At 63.2% G+C, this 25,928-nt stretch carries 21 protein-coding genes; 2 read left to right on the top strand and 19 right to left on the bottom strand.

Annotated elements, in window-relative coordinates:
- Window positions 1-104: 104 nt before the first annotated feature.
- The 3 genes from HGK27_RS10285 to ku all read right to left on the bottom strand — a co-directional run bounded on the left by HGK27_RS10285 (window position 105) and on the right by ku (window position 5,591).
- Window positions 105-1,862: an ATP-dependent nuclease gene (locus HGK27_RS10285; protein ID WP_206240440.1), complete on the bottom strand. Its 1,758-nt coding sequence runs from the start codon at window positions 1,860-1,862 to the stop codon at window positions 105-107.
- A gap of 341 nt (window positions 1,863-2,203) precedes the next feature.
- Window positions 2,204-4,726, bottom strand: a complete 2,523-nt coding sequence (gene ligD / locus HGK27_RS10280) for a DNA ligase D (protein ID WP_206240439.1) — start codon at window positions 4,724-4,726, stop codon at window positions 2,204-2,206.
- 1 nt (window position 4,727) lies between these two features.
- The gene (ku, locus tag HGK27_RS10275) at window positions 4,728-5,591 is read right to left on the bottom strand and encodes a non-homologous end joining protein Ku (protein WP_206240438.1); all 864 of its coding nucleotides are present in this window, start codon (window positions 5,589-5,591) and stop codon (window positions 4,728-4,730) included.
- A gap of 273 nt (window positions 5,592-5,864) precedes the next feature.
- On the opposite strand from ku, the gene HGK27_RS10270 reads away from it, so the two are divergent.
- A complete protein-coding gene (locus HGK27_RS10270; RefSeq protein WP_206240437.1) occupies window positions 5,865-6,389 on the top strand; it encodes a c-type cytochrome in 525 nt (174 codons plus the stop codon).
- 193 nt (window positions 6,390-6,582) lie between these two features.
- Here HGK27_RS10270 and HGK27_RS10265 read toward each other — a convergent pair whose 3' ends face one another.
- From HGK27_RS10265 to HGK27_RS10240, 6 genes are all read right to left on the bottom strand, one after another.
- Window positions 6,583-8,046, bottom strand: coding sequence for an efflux transporter outer membrane subunit (locus HGK27_RS10265; protein WP_206240436.1), 1,464 nt, complete (start codon window positions 8,044-8,046; stop codon window positions 6,583-6,585).
- Window positions 8,033-9,226 (bottom strand): efflux RND transporter periplasmic adaptor subunit, encoded by a 1,194-nt coding sequence (locus HGK27_RS10260; RefSeq protein ID WP_206240435.1) that lies wholly within the window; start codon window positions 9,224-9,226, stop codon window positions 8,033-8,035. Before HGK27_RS10260 ends, HGK27_RS10265 begins: the two co-directional genes overlap by 14 nt.
- Window positions 9,219-12,401 carry an efflux RND transporter permease subunit gene (locus tag HGK27_RS10255; protein ID WP_206240434.1) on the bottom strand — a complete coding sequence of 1,061 codons (3,183 nt, stop codon included), beginning with the start codon at window positions 12,399-12,401 and terminating at the stop codon, window positions 9,219-9,221. Before HGK27_RS10255 ends, HGK27_RS10260 begins: the two co-directional genes overlap by 8 nt.
- Window positions 12,402-12,643: 242 nt before the next feature.
- Entirely contained in the window at window positions 12,644-13,783 is a 1,140-nt protein-coding gene (locus tag HGK27_RS10250) for an FAD binding domain-containing protein (RefSeq protein WP_206240433.1), read from the bottom strand.
- 4 nt (window positions 13,784-13,787) lie between these two features.
- On the bottom strand, window positions 13,788-15,002 hold the full coding sequence (locus HGK27_RS10245) for an MFS transporter (protein WP_407674613.1): 1,215 nt from the start codon (window positions 15,000-15,002) through the stop codon (window positions 13,788-13,790).
- A gap of 133 nt (window positions 15,003-15,135) precedes the next feature.
- Window positions 15,136-16,263 (bottom strand): alkene reductase, encoded by a 1,128-nt coding sequence (locus tag HGK27_RS10240; protein ID WP_206240432.1) that lies wholly within the window; start codon window positions 16,261-16,263, stop codon window positions 15,136-15,138.
- 182 nt (window positions 16,264-16,445) lie between these two features.
- Between HGK27_RS10240 and HGK27_RS10235 the strand changes: the two genes are divergently transcribed.
- Window positions 16,446-17,387 (top strand): LysR family transcriptional regulator, encoded by a 942-nt coding sequence (locus HGK27_RS10235; RefSeq protein WP_206240431.1) that lies wholly within the window; start codon window positions 16,446-16,448, stop codon window positions 17,385-17,387.
- A gap of 18 nt (window positions 17,388-17,405) precedes the next feature.
- Here HGK27_RS10235 and HGK27_RS10230 read toward each other — a convergent pair whose 3' ends face one another.
- From HGK27_RS10230 to HGK27_RS10185, 10 genes are all read right to left on the bottom strand, one after another.
- The gene (locus HGK27_RS10230) at window positions 17,406-17,576 is read right to left on the bottom strand and encodes a hypothetical protein (protein ID WP_206240430.1); all 171 of its coding nucleotides are present in this window, start codon (window positions 17,574-17,576) and stop codon (window positions 17,406-17,408) included.
- A gap of 109 nt (window positions 17,577-17,685) precedes the next feature.
- Window positions 17,686-18,201, bottom strand: coding sequence for a Dps family protein (locus tag HGK27_RS10225; protein ID WP_206240429.1), 516 nt, complete (start codon window positions 18,199-18,201; stop codon window positions 17,686-17,688).
- A gap of 165 nt (window positions 18,202-18,366) precedes the next feature.
- The gene (locus HGK27_RS10220) at window positions 18,367-19,065 is read right to left on the bottom strand and encodes a pirin family protein (protein ID WP_206240428.1); all 699 of its coding nucleotides are present in this window, start codon (window positions 19,063-19,065) and stop codon (window positions 18,367-18,369) included.
- A 213-nt stretch (window positions 19,066-19,278) separates the two neighbouring features.
- Window positions 19,279-19,983 (bottom strand): YoaK family protein, encoded by a 705-nt coding sequence (locus HGK27_RS10215; RefSeq protein WP_206240427.1) that lies wholly within the window; start codon window positions 19,981-19,983, stop codon window positions 19,279-19,281.
- Window positions 19,984-20,073: 90 nt separating this feature from the next.
- Entirely contained in the window at window positions 20,074-21,504 is a 1,431-nt protein-coding gene (locus HGK27_RS10210) for an alginate export family protein (protein ID WP_206240426.1), read from the bottom strand.
- Window positions 21,504-21,950 (bottom strand): DoxX family protein, encoded by a 447-nt coding sequence (locus HGK27_RS10205; RefSeq protein ID WP_206240425.1) that lies wholly within the window; start codon window positions 21,948-21,950, stop codon window positions 21,504-21,506. Before HGK27_RS10205 ends, HGK27_RS10210 begins: the two co-directional genes overlap by 1 nt.
- Complete coding sequence (locus HGK27_RS10200) at window positions 21,947-22,855, bottom strand: VOC family protein (protein ID WP_206240424.1); 909 nt, start codon at window positions 22,853-22,855, stop codon at window positions 21,947-21,949. The genes HGK27_RS10205 and HGK27_RS10200 overlap by 4 nt, the downstream gene beginning before the upstream one ends.
- A 15-nt stretch (window positions 22,856-22,870) precedes the next feature.
- The gene (locus HGK27_RS10195; RefSeq protein WP_206240423.1) at window positions 22,871-24,718 is read right to left on the bottom strand and encodes an amidohydrolase; all 1,848 of its coding nucleotides are present in this window, start codon (window positions 24,716-24,718) and stop codon (window positions 22,871-22,873) included.
- A gap of 28 nt (window positions 24,719-24,746) precedes the next feature.
- A complete protein-coding gene (locus HGK27_RS10190) occupies window positions 24,747-24,995 on the bottom strand; it encodes a DUF1427 family protein (RefSeq protein ID WP_206240422.1) in 249 nt (82 codons plus the stop codon).
- Window positions 24,996-25,092: 97 nt separating this feature from the next.
- Window positions 25,093-25,752 (bottom strand): hydrolase, encoded by a 660-nt coding sequence (locus tag HGK27_RS10185; RefSeq protein ID WP_206240421.1) that lies wholly within the window; start codon window positions 25,750-25,752, stop codon window positions 25,093-25,095.
- Between the last annotated feature and the right edge of the window lie 176 nt (window positions 25,753-25,928).

Genomic DNA, 25,928 nt, shown 5'->3' with positions numbered 1-25,928 from the left:
GAGCACGGCAGCAGATGTAGGTTGATCGGCCAAGCATACGGCCGGTTTCGGAAGCAGGCGTGCCGACGGCCTGCTTCCATGGTCGCCGTCAGGCGGAGCCTGGGTTACGCAGGATGTTCCGGTCCTTGCAGACTGTTCGCTGCCCTGATGAATTTGGCAAGTTTCCTCACCTGTTGCTCGAGGTCGAGGGGGCAGAGGTCAGCCTCTTGTTCACAAACGGCACGGGCGATCCGCACCTTGTCGACATCTTTCACTCGCTCCTCGGGGTCGCGAGGCCGCTTTCCCTTGCGGACATAGTGGAGCGCATGGTCATAAATTCCGCCCTCGGCTGGGCGGAGGTAGTTTGTCACGGACCGTCTGACAGCGTCCTGCAGCAGGTCATGCGGAACGTAATTCTCGATCTCGCGGCCCTTGGTCAACCAGGCAAAGCCAGTCACCGCAAGTTCCTTCAGCAGACGTTGCTTCGTCCGATTGATGCTGTCCCTGGCATGCGTCCTGTCACTGTCGATGACAATTGCGACATTCCTGTTCAGATCTCGCAATCTGATGAAGTCATCGACCTCGTCGTCGGCGCTCAAATGACTGAGCAGGCGGCCGCCGTAGAACATGATCGAAAAATGCAAGGCCTCCTCGAGTTCGGGAGCGACATGCTTCAACCAGTGTTTGAGGTAAATCCGATCGGATGGGCCTTCGACCCAGATGATGGCGTTGGATTGCAGCAGGTCCGAGGCCCGATGACCCAGATCTTCGCAGATCTCGAAGCGCTGCTGTTTGGATACGGCGCGGCGTATGCGTGTCGCGCCCTGTTCCTGCCAGACTCTGTAGATGGCGGCATTCTGTTGATCGAGAAAGGCCGCTGAATGAGTGGCGATAAGATACTGATTATTGGTGTTGGTGTCGAGATAATCGATGAGGCGGCGCTGGAGCAGGGGATGGAGGTGAAGTTCAGGCTCTTCCAGGCAGATGATGCGATCGTCGTAGACGGTGCAGAAGGCGGCCAGCATGATGACCTGCTGCACCCCCGTTCCAAGATTTTCAAGCGGCAGGATACGCCCGTCCATGTGAACGAGGATGTGATCCCTGTCGTAGGGGATCTCGATTCTTGCGTCTGGGCGGTGGGTGACGTCCTGCACGAAGCAATTGATCTTCTCGAAGACGTCCTTGTCTTCTTGCCTGTCATGCGGGGGGCTTTGCAACCGGGCAAGCTGGTCGATCAGGCCCACCCCGGAGACATCGCCGGAATGTTCACCAGGGCCTATTCGGCGGAAGGCGGGAATGAGGAGGATCTGCGGCAGGATGAGATCGAGCGGTTTGAGCAGATAGGTTGCGATCTCCTGAGCCCATAGATCCCGGCTGCCCATAGTCCGTCGGGTCACTTTGTTCCAAGCCCACGACAAGTCACTATCGGTGATGAGGTTGGTGAGCGTTACCTGATCGCTGCGGCCTACCCAGCTAGCCTTATCACGCGACGGATTTTTGGTTTCCAGGATGATCTGATCACCGCCATTGGCAAGCCAATCCAGTGCTGTGTTGAGGCAACTGATGACGCGTCGCTCGCCTCTGAACTCTTCCTCGAACTGCTTCCTTAGAGGGGCGATCGGTGAAGCGACCCGAATGGCAAAGCGTCCGTAAGCCTCGCTGCGGTGAAGATCGAGAGGGAGCGGCGTCCGTTCTTGGATCCGGTTGAGTGGGAAGTAGCGATGAACCAGATCGAGGACAGTCGACTTTCCGGCATTGTTCGGGCCAATGAAGAAATTGAACCGGGCCATGCCCATGACCTCTTGCCATTCATTGTCGATGCCGCGAAAGTTTTTCACGGCAAGGCCGTGTAGATAAACGGACAAGTCCAGATCCCCTGTCATCACGCATGATTGAGAGAGATATCCTTATGGCATCTTCTTTTATGAGGCCAAGATGGCGCGGGCAGTTTTGCCCGATTGAGGCGCCCAGGCATGGTCGGAGAAGAAAGCTGCGAAATTCCAAACAGCGCGCACCAATGGCGGTGCCGATGCGCTCTACCATACAGATGCCCATGTGATCACCGATGCGAGCCTGCTTGGCAGACCGATCGATTGCCCCAGCCGTGATCGCAAGCGTCGCGCAGTCGGGGCTACAGTGGCGCTGCTGCGGCCGCTCAGGTGTCGCGCCTACTACATTCGGAACGGTCCTAGGACTGATGTCGGGAAGCCAAAAAATACTCTGCTCAAAGATCGGGCAGCGTTTGATCTGCAAAGCTCCAGCCTTTGAGCGCCTTGCTTTGCGCGCGCTCGATCAGCGTTGTGGCATTGGCGATGGAGAAGGGATGGGCATGGTCCATGCCATCCAGCTCGTCCCAATCGACGGGCACGGCCACAGGGGCACCTTCTCTGGCGCGGGTGGAGTAGGGCAGCACCGCCGTGCTGCCGCGCTGGTTGCGCAGCCAATCGATAAAAATGCGGCCCTTGCGTTTGGCCTTGCTCATGGTGGCGGTGAAGCGGTCGGGTTCGCTGAGCGCCATGGCTTCGGCGAAGCGTTTGGCGAAATCCTTATGCGCCTCCCAGTCATGGCCGGGGCGCAGGGGGACGATGACATGCACCCCCTTGCCGCCCGAGAGCAGCGGAAAGCTGACCAGCCCGAGATCGGCCAACTGGCGGCGAATGTCATTGGCGGCCTTCTTGACCTGCGCGAAATCCAGCCCCTCATCCGGGTCGAGGTCGAAGATCATGCGATCGGGCTGTTCGACATGCTGTGCGGTGGAGGCCCAGCCGTGGAATTCGATGGTGCCCATCTGCACGCAGGCCAGCAGGCCCTGCGCCTCGGTGAGGTAGAGATAGTCCTCGGCACCGCCGTCCTTTTCGGTGATCGGCACATGAAAGACATGCTCGCCGAAGGAGCCGCTGTCGTGCTTCTGGAAGAAGCATTGCTTGGCCCGGCCCTGCGGGCAGCGCACGAGGCTCAAGGGACGATTAGCGGCAAAGGGCAGCATCAGCGGGGCGATGGCCTGATAATAGGATGCCAGATCGCCCTTGGTCTGCCCGCTTTCGGGGAACAGGACGCGGTCCGGGTGAGTGATGGCGATGATGGGAGCTTCGGGTGCGGGCTGGCTGGTTTCCGGCGTCACATCGCTGGCCTTCTTGTCCTGACGCAGCCCGACGAAGCTGGCATGGCGCACACGCCCCTCGGCGGTGAACTGGGCGAACGTAATTTCGGCTACCAGCGCGGGGCGGAGCCAATGGGCGCCGCGCGTCTCGGCTCGGGGGACCTCTGCTGCCGCTGTCTTGCGGGCGAGGGGCTTCATGGTGCGTGCCAGATCGGCCAGCAGGCCGGTGTCGAAGCCGGTGCCGACCTTGCCCTTGTAGGTCAGCGTCCCGCCTTCCCATTGGCTCAGCAGCAGGGCGCCGAAGGGCCGGCCCTTGGCGGGGCTCTCTGTCCAGCCGAGGATGACGAACTCCTGCCGCAGCGTGCATTTGATCTTCAGCCAGTCACGGCTGCGTTTCCCGCGATAGGGGGCATCGATGCGCTTGGCGATGATGCCTTCCTGTCCCGCCCGGCACATGGCGGTGAGCAACGCCTCGCCCGAGCCGATAACATGGTCGGCGACATGGAGCGGCGGCTGGGCGTCGGCGAGCAAGGCCTCCAGTCGCTCCTTGCGCTCGATGTTGGGCAGCGGTTTGAGATCTTGCCCGGCAAGGCGCAGCAGGTCGAAGGTAAAGAAGGCCATGGGGGCCTGCCCATCGCCTTTCAACGCGGCCTGCAGCGCGGAGAAGCTGGGGTTCCCCTTGGAGTCCAGTGCGACGATCTCGCCATCGATCAGAGCATCGGGCAGGTCGAGCCGCGTCAGCGCTTGAGCGATGGCCGGAAACTTCTCCGTCCAGTCGAGGCCCGAGCGGGTGAACAGCCGCACCGTTTGCCCGGCAACGGCAGCAAGAATGCGATAGCCGTCGAACTTGATCTCATGCATCCAGGCGTTGGAGGTCGGAACGCTATCGACCAGCGTGGCCAGTTGGACCGGTTCGAACGTGGGCGGGCCTGAAACCCTCCGGGTTTTAGCGCGTGGACGGGCGGCCTTGGCTTTCTTCCGGTTATGGGTTTCGGCCTGCTGCATCACCTCTGCAAAGGCCTTGCCTTTCTTCCCCGCCAGCGATTGCGTGCCGCCCGTATCTGCCGCGATCTGCGCCATGCTGCGCCCGGTCAGCACGCTGGTGAGGTTGCGTTCCACCAGCATGTCGCCCTGCCCGGCATGGGCATCCTGCACCTTGCGCAGCAGCCAGTTCTCGCGCTTCTCTTTCCCGCGCGGCTTCATGCGGACCAGCAGCCATTCGCCGTTCATCCGCTCGCCGAAGAGGCAAAAGTGGAGGTGGCCCGCTTCGATATCCTTGGCGCTCTTGCCCTCCACCGGCGCCCAATGTCCCTGATCCCACAGCATCACCGTGCCGCCGCCATATTCGCCCTTGGGGATGTTGCCCTCGAAATGGGCATAGGACATCGGGTGATCCTCGGTGCGCACGGCGAGGCGCTTGTCAGCGGGATCGACGCTGGGGCCGCGCGTGACGGCCCAGCTTTTGAGGACGCCATCGACCTCCAGCCGGAAATCCCAGTGCAGGCGGGTGGCATCATGCTTTTGCACGACGAAGATCGGGCCTTTGCCATCCGCAGCCCGCGCAATGGCTTCATCACCGGCAGGCTCGCTGGTGCGGGTGAAATCGCGCTTGGCACGATAGGGTTTGAGCGGATCGGCGCGCGCCATGTCAGGCGCGCTTGCGTTTTGGCGCTGCCTTGCGCGGCTTGCTCGCGGCTGGTTTCTTCGGGGTAGCCTTTTCCCCGCCACCCACCGACTTCTTCAAAGCCGCCATCAGATCGATGACATTGCCGCCCTTGGCGCCGTCGGGTTCCTCCACATCCTCCAGAATGCGCTTGCCGCCCTTGGCCTTGCGCTTCTTCTCGATCAGGCGGTGGAGCGCGTCGATGTAATGGTCGCGGAAGGCCTCGGGCTTGAAGGGGTGGGTCTTCTTCTCGATCAGCGTGGTGGCCAGTTCGATCAGATCCTCGCTGGGGTCGCCGGTGGGCAGATCCTTGAACTGACTGGCCACCTTGGCCACCTCATCGGCATAGCGCAGCACCTCCATGATCAGGCCCTTGCCGCAGGGGCGCACCGAAACAAGCTGCTCGCGCCCGCGCACCGAAAGCTGGCCTAATCCGGCCTTGCCGGTCTGCCTCAGGGCCTCGCGCAGCACGACATAGGCCTCTTGCGCCAGATCGTCGGCGGGCAGGATGAAATAGGGCTTTTCATAATAGAGCACATCGACCGCGCCGTTCTCGACAAACTGCACCAGTTCCAGCGTCTTGCGGCTCTCGATCTTGACCGCCTCGATCTCTTCCTCGTCCAGCAGGACGTACTCGCCCTTTTCGACCTCATAGCCTTTGAGGATCTCGTCGCGGTCCACCGGGCCCAGACCGGGCACCACCTTCTCGTAGCGTACCCTCTTGCCGCTGGGCTCATGGATCTGATGGAAGCTGATGGCCGCGCCCGAGCGCGTGGCCGGGTAGACCTCTACCGGGATCGACACCAGCGCCAGCCGGATCTGTCCTTGCCAATAAGCGCGTGCGGGCATGATGCACCTCCAGCGAAATGGAAGTGCAGGGCACGGATCAGGTTCCTAGGACTTGGTCAATTATCTGAAGCACGGGGTGCATAGCGGTGCTCGCCGCAGCGCTCGAAGCCGCACCCGTGCAAGTCCTGTTGGCTGCCGCCCTCCTTCATATCGATTAGGCTGGACAATTCATGCCGCTGGGAGCAACGCGCATCGTCTCAACTCCATGAGCTTCAGGCTACAGCAGTGGCTGCATGCCGGCGGCATCGAAATTCCGAAGAGGGACCAAGAGACATGAACGTTCCTGCCGGACGTGAAGCTGCCTGGCGGAAGCAAACTGTCCAGCATGAAAATCCCGGGCGAGGTCCTGCGAAGCTGGCGTGTGGGTTCCTGCTGGCCGCTCTGGTTCTGACCGGCGGCTGCCATGAGGATCGCCACCAGGAGCGCCTGACCGCAGCAGGTGCGAATCCCACCCTCGACGATCTGATGCGCGTTGCTGACGCTGACTCCGGCGCATCCAAATTTGGCCAGTGCACAGCTTGCCATTCCGACACCGACGGAGCTACCGACCGTGGCGGCCCAAATCTCTTCGGGGTCTATGGAAAGCCCCTGGGAACGAACAGCGCCAGCTTCGGCTATACCGCCGCCATGCGGGACAAGGGCGGCAGGTGGGACATTCCCACTCTCGACCGCTGGATCGGCAATCCCAAGAAGATGATTCCCGGCACCTCGATGCAGTTTCCGGGCGTCGAGGACAAGCTCGATCGAGCTGACATAATAGCCTACCTGCGGCGTCAGGGCGAAGCGCCTAACCGATAGCCTCGGCGGTAGGGCTGCCGGTATCGGGGATCGCTTGAAAGGTCCTCAGCTCGTTGAGCATTCGAACTCCCCGTGGACCTTGGCCGCAGGCTCAAAAGATCTTCGGTCGCCGTTTTTCACGCGCCAAAATCTCGCGGGAAATGGCCGAATTTTCTGGCTTGGACGATTTCGGTTCGGATGGAAGGCATCGCAGCTATCTCCTCATGTTCGGGTGCGCGTCTCGATCATCATACGCCTCCCGCGGGAGCTGGACGAACCCACCCAAGGCACGAGCTGTATCGACCGCTGTCGTCAATTGCCTGGTGTGCAAATCCAGGAGGCTCCGCTCAGCGTCGAGTGCCGCAGTCTGGGCTGTCACCACATCAAGGTAGTCGGCTGCCCCATCGCGGTAGCGGGTGAGGGCGAGTTCACGGGTCGTATCGGCGGCATCAACCGCATTACGCATCGCATCCTCCTGCTTCACGAGGTCGCGGCCATTGGCAAGATCATCCTCGACCTCCTTGAAGGCCGTGAGCACTGTCTGCCTGTAGCTGGCCGCAGCTTCCTCGAAGCTGGCTCGTGCAATGCGGACGCCCGCCGCCCGCTTGCCACCGTCGAACACCGTCTGCGACAGGCTTGCCGGTCCCAGAGCCCAAAAGCTGCTGGCAGCGCTCAGCAGATTGGGGCCCGTCGTCTGATAGCCGCCAGCGCCCCCAAGCGAGATGGCAGGGAAGAATGCCGCGCGAGCGACACCGATCCTGGCATTGGCCGCGTAGACCCGACGTTCGGCGGCATCGATGTCCGGTCTGCGCTGCAGCAGAATAGAGGGCGTCGCTGTCGGAAATGAAGGTGGTCCAGGCAGCCTGGCATCGGCAGGCAGGCTGAAGGACGATGCAGGTTCGCCGATCAGCACCGCAATGGCATGTTCGAATGCCGCTCGCTGGGCACTGATGCCAGCCAGTTCCGCCTGCGCGATCGTCAACTGCGCCCGGGCCCGGCTGGTGTCGAGTCCCGAAGCGATGCCGCCCTCATGTCGCGTTCCGGTCAGGTCGAAAGCACGCTGATAGGCTTCGACCGTCTGGCGAAGCAGGCCCTCCCGGGCATCGAGGCCGCGCATCTGGAAGTAGGCGGCGGCGAGCTGCGTCTGTAGCGCGAGCCTCACCCCGGCGACGTCTGCGGCACTCGCCTGGGCTTCCGCGCGACCCGCCTTCACACCATTGCGGATACGCCCGAACAAATCGATTTCCCAGGCCAGCGAAGCGCCAGCCTGATATTCGTTGTAGGTCGCCGCCTGGCCCGTGGTCAGAGGCCGGTTTCGTGATACGCGATCACGTTGCGCGCTCCCTCCAGCCGCGATTTGCGGCAGGAGGTCCGCTTGTGTCTGGCGCAAAGCCCCCTTCGCTTCGTCATAGCGTGCCAGCGCGATGGCCAACGAAGGGTTGCCCTTTTCAACGCGCTCTTCGAGCTGGTTGAGGGTGCTGTCACCGAAGCTGGTCCACCAGGCTGCAACGGGCGCATCGGCAGACGGAGACGCACTTGTCCATCCGCCTGGCATTTCCTTGTAGGACGCCGGCGTAGCCAGGGTGGGCTTATTATAGGCGGGAGCCAGCGAGCAGCCGGCCATGAGCGCCAGAGGCGCGAGGCAGACCGCGCGAAGGAGGCGCTCAGGATTTCGCATGGGAAGCACCTCTTTCCTGACCCGAAATGCGCACCGTGTCGCCTGTGCGGATCGAATCCGGGGGACTGTCGATGACCTTGTCATCGGCCTTGACGCCGGCGGTCACCTCGAGCGTGTCGCCCATGTCCCGGCCGATCTGGATCTTGTGCAGGGTGGCCTTGTTGTCAGCGCCCACCGTCGCGACCAGCGTGCCGTCGCTGCGATAGAGGATCGCGCTGGCGGGCACGACAACCGAGCCGTTCGTCCCGGAAACGGGCAATTTGATCTGGGCGTAGGCACCAGGGGAAAGCGCAGCATCCGCGTTCTGCGCCTGGAGTTCGATGAGCTCGGACCCGGATTGCTGGTCCACCGCATCCGCAGTTCTCGCCATTACGATGTCGAAGCTGCGGCCGGGGTATTCGGGCAAGGTCATCGTTGCCTTCAGACCGGCCCGCAGACCTGCGCGGTAGGCCTGCGGCACCCGGACATAGATTCTCACGGTCCTGACGTCCGATACCGTGAAGAGAGGCACTGCCGTTCCGGCGCCAGCGGTCACCAGCTGGCCGATCTGGGTGGAGCGGCTGGTCACAACGCCGTCGAAAGGAGCGACGATGCGCGAGAAGCCCTGCAGGGCAAGCAGCCTGCTGACGTTGGCAGCCGCAGCGTTGGTCACGGCTTTCTTTGCGGCAAGATCGCCGGACTTTTCGTCAGTCTCCTGCTTGGAAACGGCATCCTTGCGCAGAAGGGTCGCCCAGCGGACCGATGTCGTCGAGGCAAGGGCCTCATTGGCCTTGGCGGTCTGGAGTTCGGCGCGCGCGGCGACCAGTTGCTGGTCGACCTCGGGGGTGTCGATGATCGCCAGCGTCTGGCCCGCCTTAACCTTCGATCCGATGTCCACGAACCACTTGCGAACATAGCCGTTCGTGCGGGCGTAGAGGGGCGCCGAATTGAAGGCCTGCACGGTGCCGGGCAGCACCAGCGCGTTGTCAGTGACCATGCCCATGGGCTTGATCACGTCGACGGTGGGGATGGTCTGGTCCTGGGTCCATTCCGCCAGGCGCGTGTCCGAACGCTGACGGCTGAACACGCCCCAGGCGACGACCAGCATCGCGACGATGAGCGCGATGATCCCGATCTTCTTCAACGTCCCGCTTTCGATTCCCCGCGCCGGTTCGTCAGGGTGGATGGTGGTGTCAGACATGAGATTCCTCCAGACGGGCGGCGGGGGCCGCCTGCCTCTTGCGATGGGCGATCGAGAAAACGACAGGGACGAACATGAGGGTGGCAAAAGTGGCGACCAGGAGCCCGCCGATCACGGCGCGGCCGAGTGGGGCGTTCTGCTCGCCGCCCTCGCCGAAGCCGATGGCCATCGGCATCATGCCGATCACCATCGCCAGCGCCGTCATCAGGACGGGACGGAAGCGGGTCATGCCAGCTTCCAGCGCAGCCTTGGTGGCGTCGCCGAGCTCTTCCAGTTTCGCCCGGGCGAAGCTGACCACCAGGATCGAGTTGGCCGTGGCTACACCCATGCACATGATCGCGCCGATCAGGGCCGGCACGGAAAGCTGCGTTTCCGTGATGAACAGCATCCAGACGATGCCGGCGATGGCGCCTGGCAGGGCGGTGATGATCACGAACGGGTCGAGCCAGCTCTGGAAGTTCACGACGATCAGCAGGTAGATCAGAACGATGGCTGCCAGCAGGCCGAAGAAGAGGCCGTTAAAGGCCACGCCCATCGTCACATTCTGGCCGCGCAGGGCGACGATCGTGCCCTTGGGCGCCTTCGCCTTCATCCGGGCGATCACCGTGTCGATGTCATGTGCCACCGCGCCCAGATCGCGTCCCGAAGGCGTGGCGTAGATGTCGATGATGGGCTCGATGTTGTAGTGGCTGATCACGGCGTTCGAACCGGTGCGCTGGAAATGCGCCACACCGCCCAGGATCTGGGGCTGGGTGCCTGCGGCCCCGGTCACCGGCACATTGCTCAGTTCGTTGAGTGAACTGATCCGGTATTCGGGTGCCTGGGCAACCACGCTGTAGGACACCCCGTTCTCCGGGTTGACGAAATAGACAGGTGCCGTTTGCGAGGTTCCTGCCAGGGCATTGGCCGCTGACGTGGTGACGTCGCGCTCGGTCAGGCCATATTGGCTGATCCGGCTACGGTCGGCCGCGACCTTCAGTTCCGGATAGCTCGAAGACTGCTGGATGCGGGCATCGGCCACACCGGGAACAGCCTTGAGTTCGCGCAGGATGTCCTGAGCATAGGTCAGGTTCGCCGAGGCGTTCTTGCCGACGATCTGGATGTCGATCGGCGCGGGTGCGCCGAAATTCAGAATCTGGCTGGTGATGTCGGCGGGGAGGAAGGCGAAATCCGTGCCGGGGAACGACCGGGGCAGCTGCTCCCGCATCTTGCGGATGTAGTCGGCGCTCGGGCGATGTTCCTTGTTCAGGGTGATCAGGATATCGCCGTCCTGAGGCCCGACTGTCCCCGAGTTGTTATAGGTGGCGTTGATGGCGGACACCGGCAGGCCGATGTTGTCGACGACGGTCGCCAGTTCAGCCGGCGGGATGATCGCGCGGATCTTGCGCTCGATGAGATCGAATTGAGCCGATGTGTCCTCGATGCGCGAGCCCACGGGAGCGCGGACGTGCAGGGTGATCTGTCCTGCATCGACGCTGGGGAAGAAGTTGCGGCCCAGCAGCGGGACCAGGAACAGTGACAGGATGACCACGGCCAGGAAGCCGATCGAGAAGATCGCCCGGGCTTCCAGAGCCTTGCCGAGCAGGTCGCCGTAGCCGATGCGAATGCGCTCGAACCTTGTCTCGAAGCCCTTTTGCAGCCGGACCAGCGGATTGCGGGAGGGCGCATGTGCGTGCTCGCCGTGCTCCTGAGCATGCGGCCGGAGCAGATACATCGCGAGCGTGGGAACCAGGGTCCGCGACAGGACGAAGGATCCGATCATCGCGAACATCACGGCCAGCGCGAGGGGGACGAACAGAAAGCCCGCAACGCCGGGTAGGAAGAACATCGGCACGAAAACGATGCAGATGCACAGCAAGGACACGAAGGCAGGGGTCACGATCTGAGCCGCGCCATCGAGGATGGCCTGCATGACGCTTTTGCCCTGCTCGAGGTGCCAGTTGATGTTCTCGATCGTCACCGTGGCATCGTCGACCAGGATGCCCACGGCAAGGCTCAGGCCGCCCAGGGTCATGATGTTGAGCGTGTTTCCGCTTACGCCCAGACAGACGATGGCGAAGAGCACTGCAAGCGGGATCGAGATCGCGATGATCACCGTAGAGCGCCAGGAGCCCAGAAAAAGCAGGATCATCAGGCTGGTGAGGGCTGCCGCGATGGCTCCTTCCTTGATCACGCCCTGAACCGCGGCTTTGACGAAAAGCGACTGATCGCCGATCGGGTTGACCTTGAGCTGAGGAGGCAATGTCTCAAGCAGGTGCGGGAGCTTGTCCTTGACGCCCTGCACGATGGCCAGAGTGGAGTTCTTGCCGTTCTTCAGGACGGTCATCAGCACCGAGCGCTTGCCGTCGACATGGACGACGTTCTGCTGAGGTGCATAGCCATCGCGCACGTGGGCGACATCGCGCAGATAGATGGTCGCGCCGTTCACGGTCTTGACCGGCAGGTCGTTGTAGGCCTCGACGGATTCGGGCGAGTTGTTCAGCGCGACATTGTATTGATAGCGGCCGATCTTCGCGAAGCCGACCGGATTGATCTGGTTCTGGGCGGCGATCGCATTGCCGATATCCTGTGCCGAAAGGCCCTTGGACTGAAGAGCTTGCGGATCGAGATCAACCTGCACCTGCCGCTGCTTGCCACCGCTGGGGTAGGGCAGCGCCACGCCGGGAACGGAGATCAGGCCCGGACGGATCTGGTTCTGGCCAAGGTCGAACAGTCGCTGTTCGGAGAGCCCGCGCCCCGACGCGGCAAGCTGCAGGATCGGAACGGTCGAGGCGTTGTAGTTCAGGATCAACGGCGGGGTCGAACCGGGCGGCAGCTGCTTGAGCACCGTTTGCGAAATCGCCGTCACCTGCGCGGTGGCGCGCTCGATGTTGGCGCCGGGCTGGAAGTAGATCTTCACCACGCCGATGCCCTGCATCGAGTTGCTCTCGATATGGTCGATATCGTTGACGGTGGTGGTCAGCACCCGCTCGAAGGGCGTGATGATGCGGCCCGACATATCGTCGGGCGAAAGGCCGGCGTATTGCCAGGCGGTCGCAACCACCGGGATCCCGATGTTGGGAAAGATGTCGACCGGAGTCCTGAGCGCCTGAAGAACGCCGAAGATGGCGATAAGTATCGCCATCACGATAAAGGTCAGCGGCCGTGATAGCGCAACGCGAACGATGCCGTTCATGGCGTCCTCTCGATTGGAAATGGAGCGGCAGAGGCCAGCGAAGCTGGGCCCCTATTTCGAATGTGATCGGATCGATCCTGGAAAGAGATCTTGATCTTCCAGTGCCAAAACCCGCCTACATAGTCCTGTCTGGCGCTGACAGGTTTTGGACGATCATGATTAAATGGGGTTCTAAGACTTGAACTGTCCTGCGATCGACTTCGACTGGCTTTCGGACAGGCCGGCAGCCACATGGCTGAGGTTCAAAGAGATCTGCCGAAATCGGGATGCGTTGCGTGTGGTGTCATATCGGCGCCCAGGCGCTGCCCGTAGGCCACGATGCTGCGGCCAGCACGTGTTCTGGCCGCATTGTAGGCCTGGAGTGCCTGGGGAAGATCGTGTCCCTGCAGCAAATCCGCCAAGGCCATGGCGTCACCGGCGGCTTTGGCCACGCCCATCGCGGTATGGGGCCTCGCGACGAAGGCCGCATCGCCGAGCAGCACAAGTCGGTCTGCGGTCATCGTGGTGCAGGTCATATCGAAAATGGCCTGCACGAAAGGCTTCGGTTCCCTAGTCATCACCTGGGCGAAAGCGGGTGGAAGCGTCTCGTGGGCGTCCTTGAGCAAGGCGGTCCGGACCTCGTCCGGAACGGAACCGGGAGCAAGCGAATAGGGATGAGCGCTGCCTTTGCTATCGATAAGCAAGCCAGGCAGGTCGTGGACTTGTCGATACCAGACGCAATTGTAGCGGCGCGTGCCCGGGTCCGTTTCACCGGCCGGCCCGGCGACGAGGTAGCCAAGCACCTGCGTGCTATCGCCGTGATAGAAGGCGAAGCGGCCAGCCAGAGCGTTCGCCGAAAGGGATGTCAGATCCTGCTCGGGGATGAGAAATCGCCACGCGACGTAGCCAGCATAACGGGGGGTGTCAGCCTGATTTGCTACGATAGCTGTCCGCACCGAGGAGCCGATGCCGTCGGCGCCGATGACCAGATCGGCCGATTGCCGACTGCCATCCGATAGTTCGACCCAAGCTCGCTGCTCGTCGCTTCCCGCCATGACGACGGAACTGCCCAGATGGTAGGCAGCCGGCTCGATCAGATCGAGCATGGCAAGATAGAGGCGATCCCAGGACAACTGCATCTGCGGATGGGCGTGCGATGACAGGATGGCGCCCATGCGATCCAGAAAGATGCGCGCCTGGGCGACCACGCCGGTTCGCGTGACGTCCTCTCTCCCGAACCGGCGCAGCAGGGCAAACACATCCTCTTGAGCGACGAGGCCAGCGCCGCGGCCGGCGAGCCCTCGTTGCGATCGCTCGAAGATCTGGACATCATGTCCTTGAAGGGAGAGCAGGGCGCCGGCGAAGAGGCCGCCGACCGAGCCGCCCGAGATGATGATACGCATCGTCTCAGTCCTTCCTGAGCATGTCACGGAATTGGAGGGCGCTGGCGACCACTGCAAAACCCGCTCCAAGGACCATGACAGCATGCCAGCCCCCCTGGTTCCAGGCAGCAGTCGCGGTTGCCGATCCTGCGGCGCCTCCGAGGAACATCGAGCCCATGAAAAGCGTGTTGAGGCGGGCTCGCGCTTCCGGGCGCAAGGCGTAGACAAGATGCTGGTTCGACACGAGCGCGCTTTGCACCGCAAAATCGAGCATGATGACCCCAACGATCAAGCCGGCCAGACTGTCCCACAGAGCGAACAGGGCAAAGGATACGACGGTGAGCACCGCGCCGAGCGCGATCACCCTGTGGGGCCCATGGCGGTCGGCAAACCGGCCGGCCGCGGGAGCAGCGAGAATGCCGACGGCTCCCACGATTCCGAAGAGACCTGCCGCGTCGGCGCCAAGCCGGTAATGGGGCTCCTGCAGGTGCAGGGCGAGAATGGTCCAGAACGCCGTGAAGGCGGCAAAGAGCAGCGCCTGTGTCAGTGCCGCCAGGCGTAACGCGCCGAATTCCCTCCACAGATGCAGAAGCGATCGAATGAGTGCGCCATAGGACAGGCGCGCTTCAGGGCGGTGGGATGGAAGGCACCAGGCCATCAGAGCACCTGCGCCCAGCGCCATCGGAACCGCGAGCCAGAACATCGCACGCCAGCCGGCATGGATCGCAACGATGCCAGCAAGCGTTCGGCTGAGCAGGATGCCGCACAGCACGCCGGCCATCACCATGCCCACCGTGTGCCCACGACGTGCCGGCACGGCCAGATGGGCGGCGAAAGGCACGATCTGCTGTGCAACCGTAGCCGCCGCACCCAGCAGCAGCGATGCCGCCAGCATGGTGAAGGTCCCGGGTGCAGAGGCGGCCGCGGCAAGAGCCAATGCCAGCACGAAGAACTGGGTGACGATGAGGCGCTTGCGCTCAACAAGATCGCCAAGCGGGACAAGAAGGAACAGGCCGATGGCGTAGCCCAGTTGGGTGGCGGTCGGAATGAATCCCGACGCTGCGCCGGGAAGGGCGCGTTCCATGACGCCAATCATCGGCTGGCTATAGTATATGTTGGCGACCGCGACGCCCGAAGCGACCGCCATCGAAAGCGTGACGGCGGTCGTCAGCTTGTAACGTCTCGCTGACGTCCTGACGCTGTGCAGGCCGGCCTTTCCAGCCATAATCTTGCTGGTCATGAAAAGCTCCTTGGTTGAAAGGCGCAAAAAGCCGACGGTCAGGCCTATGGCGCCAGCCTATGTCATCGCCCGCCGATTGGTTTGGACGATCGGAAGGAGTTTTGCGCGAGGATGCCCCGAAATATGCGGCCTCTTACGCAGCCCCGGCCGGTGCTTCCTCAAGGCTGGGGTAATCGATGTATCCCTTGTCGGTGCCCCCGAAGAAGCTCGAGCGGTCGGGCTCGTTCAGTCGGGCATTGAGCAGAAGGCGTCGAGGGAGGTCGGGATTTGCGATGAAGTTCTTGCCGAACGCGACGAGATTTCCGCGACCGGACGCAAGGGCTCGTTCTGCCGTATCGCGCTCATAGCCGCCGGCGAGAATGAGGACACCGGTATAGAGATCGCGGATGAGGGCCATCATCTGGTCCCATCGCGGATCATAGCCGGCATCCTTGTCGACACCGAGAATTGCGGGCTCGACAGCATGCAGGTAAGCGAGGTTCTTTCCGCTGAGGACGCGGGCGATTTGCCCGAAGGTCTCCAGGGGCGTTTCGTCGCCCATGCCCATGAAACGGCCCATCGGCGTCAGTCGCACGCCGACGCGGTCACTGCCGATCGCCTCGGACACCGCGTCGACGACTTCCACGAGAAAGCGGGTGCGGTTCTCGATGGAACCGCCGTAGGCGTCGGTGCGATGATTGGAGTTCGTGTTGATGAACTGGTCGATAAGATAGCCGTTGGCGGCGTGGATTTCGACACCGTCCATGCCAGCTTCGATGGCATTTCTTGCGGCTTGCGCATAGTCCGCGACAATGGCCTGTATCCCGGCAACCGTCAGTTCCTGAGGCACCGGCACGTCGGCCCAGGCGCCTTCACCGTTCTCATCGATGATAAAGGTCTGGCCGGGCACCGACATGGCGGTGGGGGCGACAGGTTGCGCGCCGCCGGGCTGAAAGACCGGGTGGGATACACGGCCCACATGCCAGAGCTGAAGAACCATCCGCCCGCCTTGCGCGTGCACGGCATCGGCAACCTTGCGCCAACCGGCGATCTGCTCCTCGCTATGAATGCCGGGCGTCCAGGCATAGCCTTGGCCCTGCTGCGAAATCTGGGTGGCCTCACTGATGATGAGCCCGGCGGTCGCGCGCTGCCGATAGTATTCGACCATCATGTCGGTCGGCACGTTGCCCGCTCCGGCTCGCGACCGGGTAAGCGGCGCCATCAGCACGCGGTTAGGAAGGTCGAGGCGACCGAGTCTGAAGGGAGTGAACAGCATGGACATGAAGGATCTCCTGTCGAAGGCGTTGATGCGAAAATGCGATCCGCAGCGTGATTTGATAATCCGGAGAGAATGGCGATCAGTTTTGCGCTGGGTGCAATAAACTGGCATCCGTAGCGCGGTCCGCAACCTTGATTATCTGAAGATTTCGGAGCATTGCCGACAAATTATGCAAAGGTGGATGTATGGATAGGTTCTCTGCGCTCACCGCCTTCGTCGCGGTTGTCGACCAAGGCGGCTTCACATCGGCGGCTCGCCGGCTGGGCGTGGCTCCTTCGTCTCTCACCCGTCAGCTCAACGCGCTGGAGGCGGAGTTGGGAACGCTTCTTCTCAACCGGTCGACCCGCAGCGTCAGCCTCACGACTGCAGGGCGAACCTATTATCAGGATGCCCGGCGTATCCTCGAACAGCTCGATGAGGCTGAGCGTGCTGTAAGCGAAATCGGGAAGTCGCCTTCCGGGACCTTGCGCGTAACCGCTTCGATCGCCTTTGCCCGTCTCCATCTGGCTCCGGCGCTACCGGATTACCTCCGCCGCTTCCCCGGTGTGAAACTGGATCTTCAGTTGAACGATAGCCTGGTCAATCTGGTCGATGAGCGGGTCGATGTGGCCATACGTCTGGCGACTTTACCGGATTCCTCGCTCATTACGCGCAAACTGGCCCATCATCGTCGCGTTGTGTGCGCCAGTCCGCGATATCTGGAGGAAAGGGGAGTTCCGACCGATCCGGCGTCGCTCAAGACCCACAACTGTCTCCTGTTTGATTACGGTGGCGGGGAGGACCAATGGACATTTGCGCGTGAAGGCGAGGTCATGCGGGTCCATGTCCAAGGCAATCTGCGATCGACCGGCTCTGAGGTCCTGCTCAGCGCAGCTCTCGAAGGTGTCGGTCTCGTGCTCATGCCGACCTGGCTGGTCGGTGGGGATATCGCTGCAGGACGCCTGGTAATCCTGCTCGACAACTGGACGGCGATGGTCGGAAGCGCAGAGGGCACGATCTCTGGAGTTTTTCTTCCCAACCGACGTGGCTCGGCAAAGGTAGCCAGCTTTCTCGATTATCTGAGCGATCATTTCGGCTCGCCACCTTACTGGGAACCGCCGGTGGTGATGGGAAAGACGGCTGGCTAGTTCGCCAGATGGATGGCGCTACAGCTCGGAAAGCCGTGTTCCCTGACCGGTGCCGATCTCCATCTCGCGGGCTGACACGTTCGTGACCGCCCGATCGGTGTGGACGAAAGCGTCCCTCTTGCCATCGACCAACAAGCCAATGTCTACGATCCAGGGGCGCCCCTGATTGCGAGGGTAATTGAAGCGCATGGCGATTTCTCCTGGTGATTTCGAAAAATGATGGTTGGAGCCTGCTCTCGCCCAGCCGGCCTCTATCGACGAGGCAACCCGGACGAGAGCAAGTCAGACGGCTGACCGGTCAACGACCGTGGCGGCTGGTTTCGAAAAGGAACCAGCGGCGGCCCTCGGCCTCGTCCAGCCAGTTCTCGATCAGGCTGGCGGTGACCACATCGCGATGTTCCTCGCACAGGTCATGCAGAGCGCGCAGTCGAGTGGCCAGGTCGCCATTGTCGTCGCACAGCTCGGCAAGCATGTCCTGCGGTTCGACATAGTCGGCGTCGTTGTCCAGCACGCGGCTCTGGCGGGCGATCTGGCCGATCGAGCGCAGCGTGGTGCCGCCCAGCTTGCGGGCGCGTTCGGCGATGGGATCGGTCATGGCGAAGATCTGATCGGCCTGACGGTCCAGCAGCAGGTGATACTCGGTGAAATGCGGGCCCGAGACATGCCAGTGGAAGTTCTTGGTCTTGAGGTAGAGCGCGAACACATCGGCCAGCAGCACGGTCAGTGCGGCGGAGAGATCGTGGGTGGCCTCTTCACCCAGACCCGAGGGCGTGGCGAGGGGAGCAATGCGCTTGGCTTCGGCCGTGATCGACATGATTGATGTTCCTTCGTTGCGTGGTGTCGGGATATTACCGATCGAAGGCGCTCAAATCTTGGACCGGTCTGATGGAAAGCGAGGCGGCGGTCGGCACGGGACTGATGCACCTCTCGGGGGAACTGTGGCCGGCGGGGGAAGACCGGCCACAGGTCGGGGCAGGGGTCAGGCGGCGTCGACCAGCACGATCTCGGTGTCCTCCAGAGCCGTGACCTTCAGCACGTCGACGTCCTTGATCGCGGCACCGTCGCGGGTGTTGATCTGCACGTCATCGATCTGCACCGCTCCGATGGCGGGCACCAGATAGCCGCGACGGTCCTTGCCCAGAGGATATTCCGCCGTTTCGCCCGCCTTCAGCGTGGCAGCCACGATGCGGGCATCGGTGCGGATCGGCAGGGCGTCGTCGTCGTTGTCGTAGCCGCTGGCCAGCACCACGAACTGTCCGGCGCGCTCGCCTTTCGGGAAAGGGCGTGCGCCCCAGCTCGGCTGCTCGCCGCGCTTGGTGGGGACGATCCAGATCTGGAAGATCTTGGTGGCCACGTCCTCCAGATTGTATTCGCCGTGCGTGATGCCCGTCCCTGCGCTCATCACCTGGACGTCGCCGGCCTCGGTGCGGCCCTTGTTGCCCAGATTGTCCTGATGGGTGATGGCGCCCTCGCGGACATAGGTGATGATCTCCATGTCGCGGTGCGGGTGAGGCGGGAAACCGCTCTTCGGGGCAATGACGTCATCGTTCCACACGCGCAGATTGCCCCAGCTGGTGCGGGCCGGATCGTAGTAGTCTGCGAAGGAAAAATGATGCTTGGCGTTAAGCCAGCCGTGGTCGGCACCGCCGAGGCTGGCGAAAGGGCGCAGTTCGATCATAAGGCTTCTCCTTTGGGACAAGGACCTTGGGAATGGTGGTCTGCTGTCCTGGTGGAAGCGTTATAGGCCTGATCGCAGCATCGACTTAGCTGGATAAATGAAGTCAAAATGTTCGATGGAGTTGAATGAATGGGGCTGGCTAGGACGTAGTTCGGGCCCGCGCCGCGCTTGCGCGCGACCGGGCCCGGCCGTTTTTTGCAATATCGAACAGTTCTAGACGGGGATGCTCTGGCGGTAGGCGGGATGAAGCGCGCAGGCCATCGTCCCGCCGAGGATCAGCAGACCGGCGAGGGCAAGCGGCACAGCCATTCCCGCATGGGCGAGAAGAAGCGCACCGAGCGCGGCGCCCAGGAAGATCGCGACCACGCTGGCGCATCTGCGGGCCCAATTCGTATTGGCGCCTCCCGCAGCACTGGAATCGGCGGCAAGACCGGTCAGGGTCAGGGTCAGCACCGTGGTGGTCAGATCCGGCACCTTCAGCTGGCGCACCGTGGCATTGCGGAAACCCATCGCCAGCGCCGTCAGCACGACGATGCCGAACAAGGCGGTGTCGGGGGATTGGCTGGCCACGTCGAAGGTGCATGACACCAGAGCTGCGGCCCAGAGAAGAGCGGCTTCGACGACAGCGGCGGTCATCAGCCATCTGTGCAACGGACGACCTTCATGGCGTTTCCCGGTCCGACCGGCCAGAAAGGCGCCGATCAGGAACCCTCCTATCGCGAGCACATAGGATAAGGGATGAAAGCCCGGTGTTCCGGCGGCGGCAAAGCCCAGAAAGACGATGTTGCCGGTCATGTTGGCGGTGAAGACCTTGCCCAGTCCCAACACGCTAATCGCATCGACAAGGCCCGTGGTTACCGTGAGCAGCAGCAGCAGCAGCATCGGCAGCGGGGACGGGGAGCGGTCAGTGGGGCTCATGGATCGTCCTTTGCAATTTTTGAAGTCGTGGGGCAGGCGTGTCGAACTGGGTCGTCCTGCAGGATCGACGAGTGACGACCTGCGAGATGGTCACCAGCCAAACTTGATCTCGACGCCCAGATAGTTTCCGTCGTGTCCGCCCGCATTGCGGATGGTGCTGCCGGCATCGAAATGCACGGCTTCCACCGCGCTCGACCAATGCCCGCTCATCTTCCAGTCCGTGCGGAATTGGCCATAGGCGCCAGTCCACCGTCCGCCGGTCCCGGCGGTTCTGGCGACGGCGACGGTCGGCTGCGTGTAGATCGCATCGGCTGTGGTCATGCGCCATTGCAAGCCGATCGCACCCATCACAGTGACGGTCTTGGTCGGCTGAAGCGTCAGCGATGGCTTCACGTGCAGGAAGTTGACGTAACCCGTGTATCCGGAGAGGCTGACGTAATAGCCGTTGGGAAAGAGCGGGTTGAAGGTGCCCAGGACGGTGCTGTTCGCGCGGTTGCCCGACGCGCCGTCGACCTGCAGGCCGACGCGCGGGGTGAGGGGCGTGGCGGCAAAGGTGTAGCCGGAACGGCTGCCGAAGGCCCATGCCCGGATCTTTCTTGAGCCGGTGGACGTGGTCACATGCCCGGTCTGGCCCATGCCTTCCAGATCCCAGTCCCAGCGCCCCTGCTTGCCGGCGAAGCGGATGTCCCAGACATCGCGCTGCTCTGCGCCCTTGGCGGTCAGCCAGTTGGCATTGTCGTTTGTGAAGCGCGACCAGTAGGCCGACAGCTCCTTGCCACCGAGCACGAGGCGTTCGACACGCGCACCGTAGAAGAGATTGCGGCTGCTGCTCGCGTCATCGAACGGGTGTCCATCGCGGTTGGTGACCGGACGGCTGTAGTAGCCGATCAGGCGCCATTTCCCGATCTCGTAGTCGCCCCACAGAGCGTCGAAGGACTGGCGCACGTTGGGACCATCGCGTGCGGCCACGAAGCGCTGAAGGTCGAAGGCGAACTGCTGGCGTCCCGCGCGCAGCTTCAGCGTGCCCGGCCCGACCTTCTGAGCGAAAGCGACAAACGCCTGCTCCAGGTCAAGCCTGTTGCTGTCGACGGGGGAACGGACCTGCTTGCCCGGCGCGAAATCGCTCTGTAGCTGGACGAAGGCCTGCACCGGTCCTGCATGCAGATCGGCGTGGATCTCCGTGCGGCTGATCACATAGGAATCGCGCGGGTTGGCGGGGTTGGTGCCGAAGGAGGGGGCGTTGTTGGTCTCGAATCTCTCCCGCAGATTGGCGCCCAGCGACAGATAGGTCTTCGGGTCATCCGCGAGAGGAATATATTTCAGCTCGTCCAGCGGCTCATGCACGGCGTCGGCGTTTTCGAGAACCGACCAGTCCTCCTGCCAGCGGTTGAACATGATCGCAGGACGGGGCTTCGATGCCGGGGCTGCAATCGAGGAGGGCGTGTCGGAAGCATCTGTGCCGAGCGCATCGCCGTCCGCGATGGTCGTGGCCGCGGCGGCGAGCAGAACGAGCATGCTCATCAACTGCCGCTCGGTCGACGCTCGGCCATGATGGCGGTGAGAACGAAGCCGCCGATCAGGCCGAGGTGTTCGAAGAAGGCGTTCGTCGCGCCGAAGCGCTCAGGACCGTGCATCGTCCAGAAGGCGTTGGCCGTGATCGCGGCAAGGCCGGTGAAGACACCCAGCATGCCGGCTCCCAGCCAGACCAGCCGCCCGGAGAGGACCAGCGCCGGGCCGATCAGTTCCACGGCGATCGTCAGCATCGCGAACAGCGCGGGATGAGGCATGCCGAAATGGGCCTGCTCGGCCACGGCGCCGTGAAAGTCCGTCAGCTTGACCACGCCGCCCAGCAGATAGGCGCCGCAGAGGGCCAGCCGGGCGAGGAAGGCCGTTCCGCCCCAGCCGAGAATGGCCGAGGCGAAAGCGGGCGTCGCGTCTACGCGGGACGAGGCGGGCGAGCGGCTCATCGCGCTGCGTTCTGATGGACTTCGGCGATGTAGCCGCCGGGGAAGCTGACCATGGCGCTCTGGCGTCCGCCCGCAGCATGTGGCGTGACCAGCACCTGTGCGCCAGCAGCGGTGGCCTTGGTCAGCGTGGCGCCGAGATCGTCGACCTGATAGCCTGTCATGTCGCGGCCGTAGGGCCAGGGCAGCTGCCCATCGGAGACCAGAACCAGCATCTTGCCGTAGCCGCTCTGGATCGCGATGCGGCGAACGGTCTTGCCGGGCTGGCCGATCTCGTCACCCGGCACGTTGCGATCGTCCGCCGTGATCCTGGCATGAGCGTAGCCGACCCAGCTTTTCACGAAGGCATCGGCGGCATCGGATGTGAGATAGACGCGGTTCTCGGGCACGGTCACCAGCGGAGCGTAGCTGGGCTTGGCGGTGTGCCAGTAGATCTGCATGTTCACGCCGCCCGGCCACTGCACGACGGCGTCCCGGCCGATCGGATCGGGGAAGGTCGTGATCAGACGGGTGGCGCCATGCTTCACCGCAGCTGAGACTGCGGCATCCATGTCGGTGACCAGATAGCCGTTCCGTTCATCCCCGAAGGGGGCGGGGATGGGCGTCTTGAAACCGAAGACCGAAACGGTGCCAGCAGGCGTGAGGACCAGCTGCGACTTGGTCAGGCTGGGGGTGGGTGTCACCTGAAACTCGCCCTGCTTGCTCGTTGTGCCGCCGAAAGTGGCAGAGAAGCTCGTCACGAAGGCGTCGAACTGGTCCGCCGGCACATAGACGTGCGTCGTGTCATACTGCGGGCCCACGGCATAATCCGGCGCGGCGGGAGCCGCCGTGCGGGCGATGGCTGCAGGCGTCATCGCCAGGCAAGCTGTCGCGATAAGGAGGGCGATGTTCTTCTTGGGACGTGTCATGGTCGATGTTCCTTGTCAGACGGCCCAGCAGCCACAGCCCAGCGCACCCCAGAACGTCTGGACATCGGCGGCGGGAGCATTGGCGCCAAGGGCCGCGGCGTGGTTGTGGCCATGGACCTGGCAGCTGCTCGCGCAGCCGCAGGCGCTGGCCATCTTCGCGTCGGCTTCGGGGGACCGGTAATATCCGCCGAAGGTGGCCACCGGCGACCAGTCGGGCATGGGGCGCGGCAGGGCAGGGGCCAGCGATGCGAAGTCTCCCTCGCCGTGCACCACCTTGCCGCCCAGCAGCGTGAGGACCGAGCGCAGATGGGGGATCTCATATTCGGGGACGCTGAAGTAGTCGCCCGAGAGCAGCGCCAGATCGGCCAGCTGCCCGGCCTTGATCTTGCCCTTCTTGCCCACTTCGTTCGAGAACCAGGTGTTCTCGTGGGTCCACATGCTCAGGGCCTTCTCCCGGCTGACCCGGTTGGCGCCGGGATAGAGCGAGAGGCCACCCACCGTCTTGCCGGTCACCAGCCAGTTGAGCGAGACCCAGGGGTTGTAGCTCGCCACGCGGGTGGCGTCGGTGCCGGCACCCACCGGAATGCCCGCTGCCAGCATCCTGGCGATGGGCGGGGTGCGCTCGGCGGCCTTGGCGCCGTAGCGCTCGACGAAATATTCGCCCTGATAGGCCATGCGGTGCTGCACGGCGATGCCGCCGCCCAGCGCCGCGATGCGATCGATGTTGCGGTCGCTGATCGTCTCGGCATGGTCGAAGAACCAGTTGATGCCCTGCAGCGGGATATCGCGGTTGACCTTCTCGTAGACATCGAGCGCACGGCCGATGGTCTCGTCATAGGTGGCATGCAGACGCCAGGGCCAGCGATGTTCGGCCAGCAGGCGGATCACGGGTTCCAGATCACCCTCCATGCTGGGGGGCATGTCGGGACGTTCGACCCGGAAGTCCTCGAAGTCGGCGGCGGAGTAGACCAGCATCTCGCCCGCGCCATTGTGGCGATAGGTGTCGTCGCCCTGACCGGGCGAAACCTGCTTCACCCAGCCGGAGAAGTCGGCCAGCTCCTCCTTCGGCTTCTGCGTGAAGAGGTTGTAGCTGATGCGCAGGGTCAGCTGGTCGTCCTTGTGGAGCTTTTCGATGATCTCGTAGTCGTCGGGATAGTTCTGGAAGCCGCCGCCAGCATCGATCACGCCGGTGACGCCAAGGCTGTTCATCTCGCGCATGAAATGGCGGGTCGAATTGACCTGGTAGTCGGGCGGCAGCTTGGGGCCCTTGGCCAGCGTCGAATAGAGGATCGTCGCATTGGGCTGAGCCAGCAGCAGGCCCGTGGGGTTGCCCGCGCTGTCCCGCATGATCTCGCCGCCGGGCGGATTGGGCGTGTCCTTCGTGTAGCCCACGACCCGCAACGCTGCCGCGTTGAGCAGGGCGCGATCGTAGAGATGCAGGATGAACACCGGCGTGTCGGGCGCGACGGCGTTGATCTCGGCGATGGTGGGCAGGCGCTTCTCGGCGAACTGATGTTCGGTAAAGCCACCCACCACGCGCACCCATTGCGGCGCCGGCGTGCGGTCGACCTGGGCCTTGAGCATCTCCATGGCCTGCGAGAGGCTCGGCACGCCGTCCCAGCGAAGCTCCATGTTGTAGTTGAGGCCGCCACGGATGATGTGCATGTGGCTGTCGATGAGGCCTGGGATCAGGCGGCGCGAGCCAGCGTCGATGACGGTCGCGCCGGGTGCGATCACTGTCCGCACCTCCGCTTCGGCGCCGACCGCCAGAATGAGTCCGTCCCGGATGGCCACGGCATCGGCTTGCGGGTTTTCTCGGTCGAGCGTCGTCACCTTCGCGTTGACGATGAGGAGATCGGTCATCTGGGAGGGCTTTCAGGACAGAGGGGGATCAGGCGTCGCGACGGGGCGTGTCGCTGTGCCAGTGCAGCACCCGGCGGGCACAGTCGGTGGAGAGGTAGGCCAGAACGGGTTCGCGGCGGATGAGCTTGGTCACCACCGGCACGGCCTGCTCACCGAGCAGGATGCCCAGCAGTCCGATCAAGGCGATGGTCGGCGGTGCAGGCGAGCGCACGCCGATCAGGGCGTAGATGGCGCCGACCAGGAGCCCTGCGGCCAGGGAGAGAATGTAAGGCTTCATCGGATTAGACCTTTTGAAAGGGGGCGCCGGAACGGGTGCGGGGGGATCGGGGTGGCGTGCGTTCCGGCGCCGGAGGCTCATGGGACGGCCTGGAAGGTCAATGCCCGCCTTCCGAGGCACCAAACATGGTCTTGGCGTAGGTGATGCCGAGGCCATAACCACCGCCCCACTTCTTCGCGATTCCGGTGGTGGAATCGTAGGTCTCGGTGCGAGCCCAGTCGCGCTGCAGTTCCAGCATATACTGGAGCGAGGTCATCGGCTTGGCGCCCAGCTGGATCATGCGCTGGCAGGCGCGCTCGTGGGCTTCCGCCGAGATGTCGCCGCAGGCATCGGCGATGAAGTAGCAGTCGAAGCCCTGGTCGATGGCCGAAGCGATCGGTCCCACGATGCAGACGCTGGTCCAGAGGCCGGCGAACACCAGGCGTTCCTTGCCGATGCGGTTCACTTCCTCGATCACGCCGGCGTCTTCCCAGGTGTTCATCGAGGTGCGGTCGAGCATGGCCTGGCCGGGGAAGGCTTCCTTGATCTCGTCGAACATCGGACCCGAGAAGCTCTTTTCCGCCACCGTGGTGAGGATCGTCGAGACGTCGAAGGACTTGGCGGCGCGGCTGATGAGGGCAGCGTTGTTGCGCAGCAATTCGGGCGCGATCGACTTGGTGGCGAACGACATCTGCGACTGGAAGTCGATCAGCAGCAGGATGTGATCGGTGGGCGAGATCAGCGATTTGCCGGGGGTGGGGGTCGCGGTGATAGGCATGGGGATCGTCCTTCCGGGGTGGCGTCCGTTCCCCCGAAAGGGGGAGGGAGAGAGGCGGGGGAACATGCTGTCATGCAGCTTCGTTCGAGGCCTCTTCTGACGCCGAACCCGGCTTCGGGTCTTGGATGAACGTGACCCGAAGCAGGGCAAATTTGCACGGTCTGAACGAGGCGTGC

This window comes from Novosphingobium terrae (assembly GCF_017163935.1).
Taxonomy (GTDB): domain Bacteria; phylum Pseudomonadota; class Alphaproteobacteria; order Sphingomonadales; family Sphingomonadaceae; genus Novosphingobium; species Novosphingobium terrae.
This window is presented reverse-complemented; position numbering and strand designations above follow the sequence as displayed.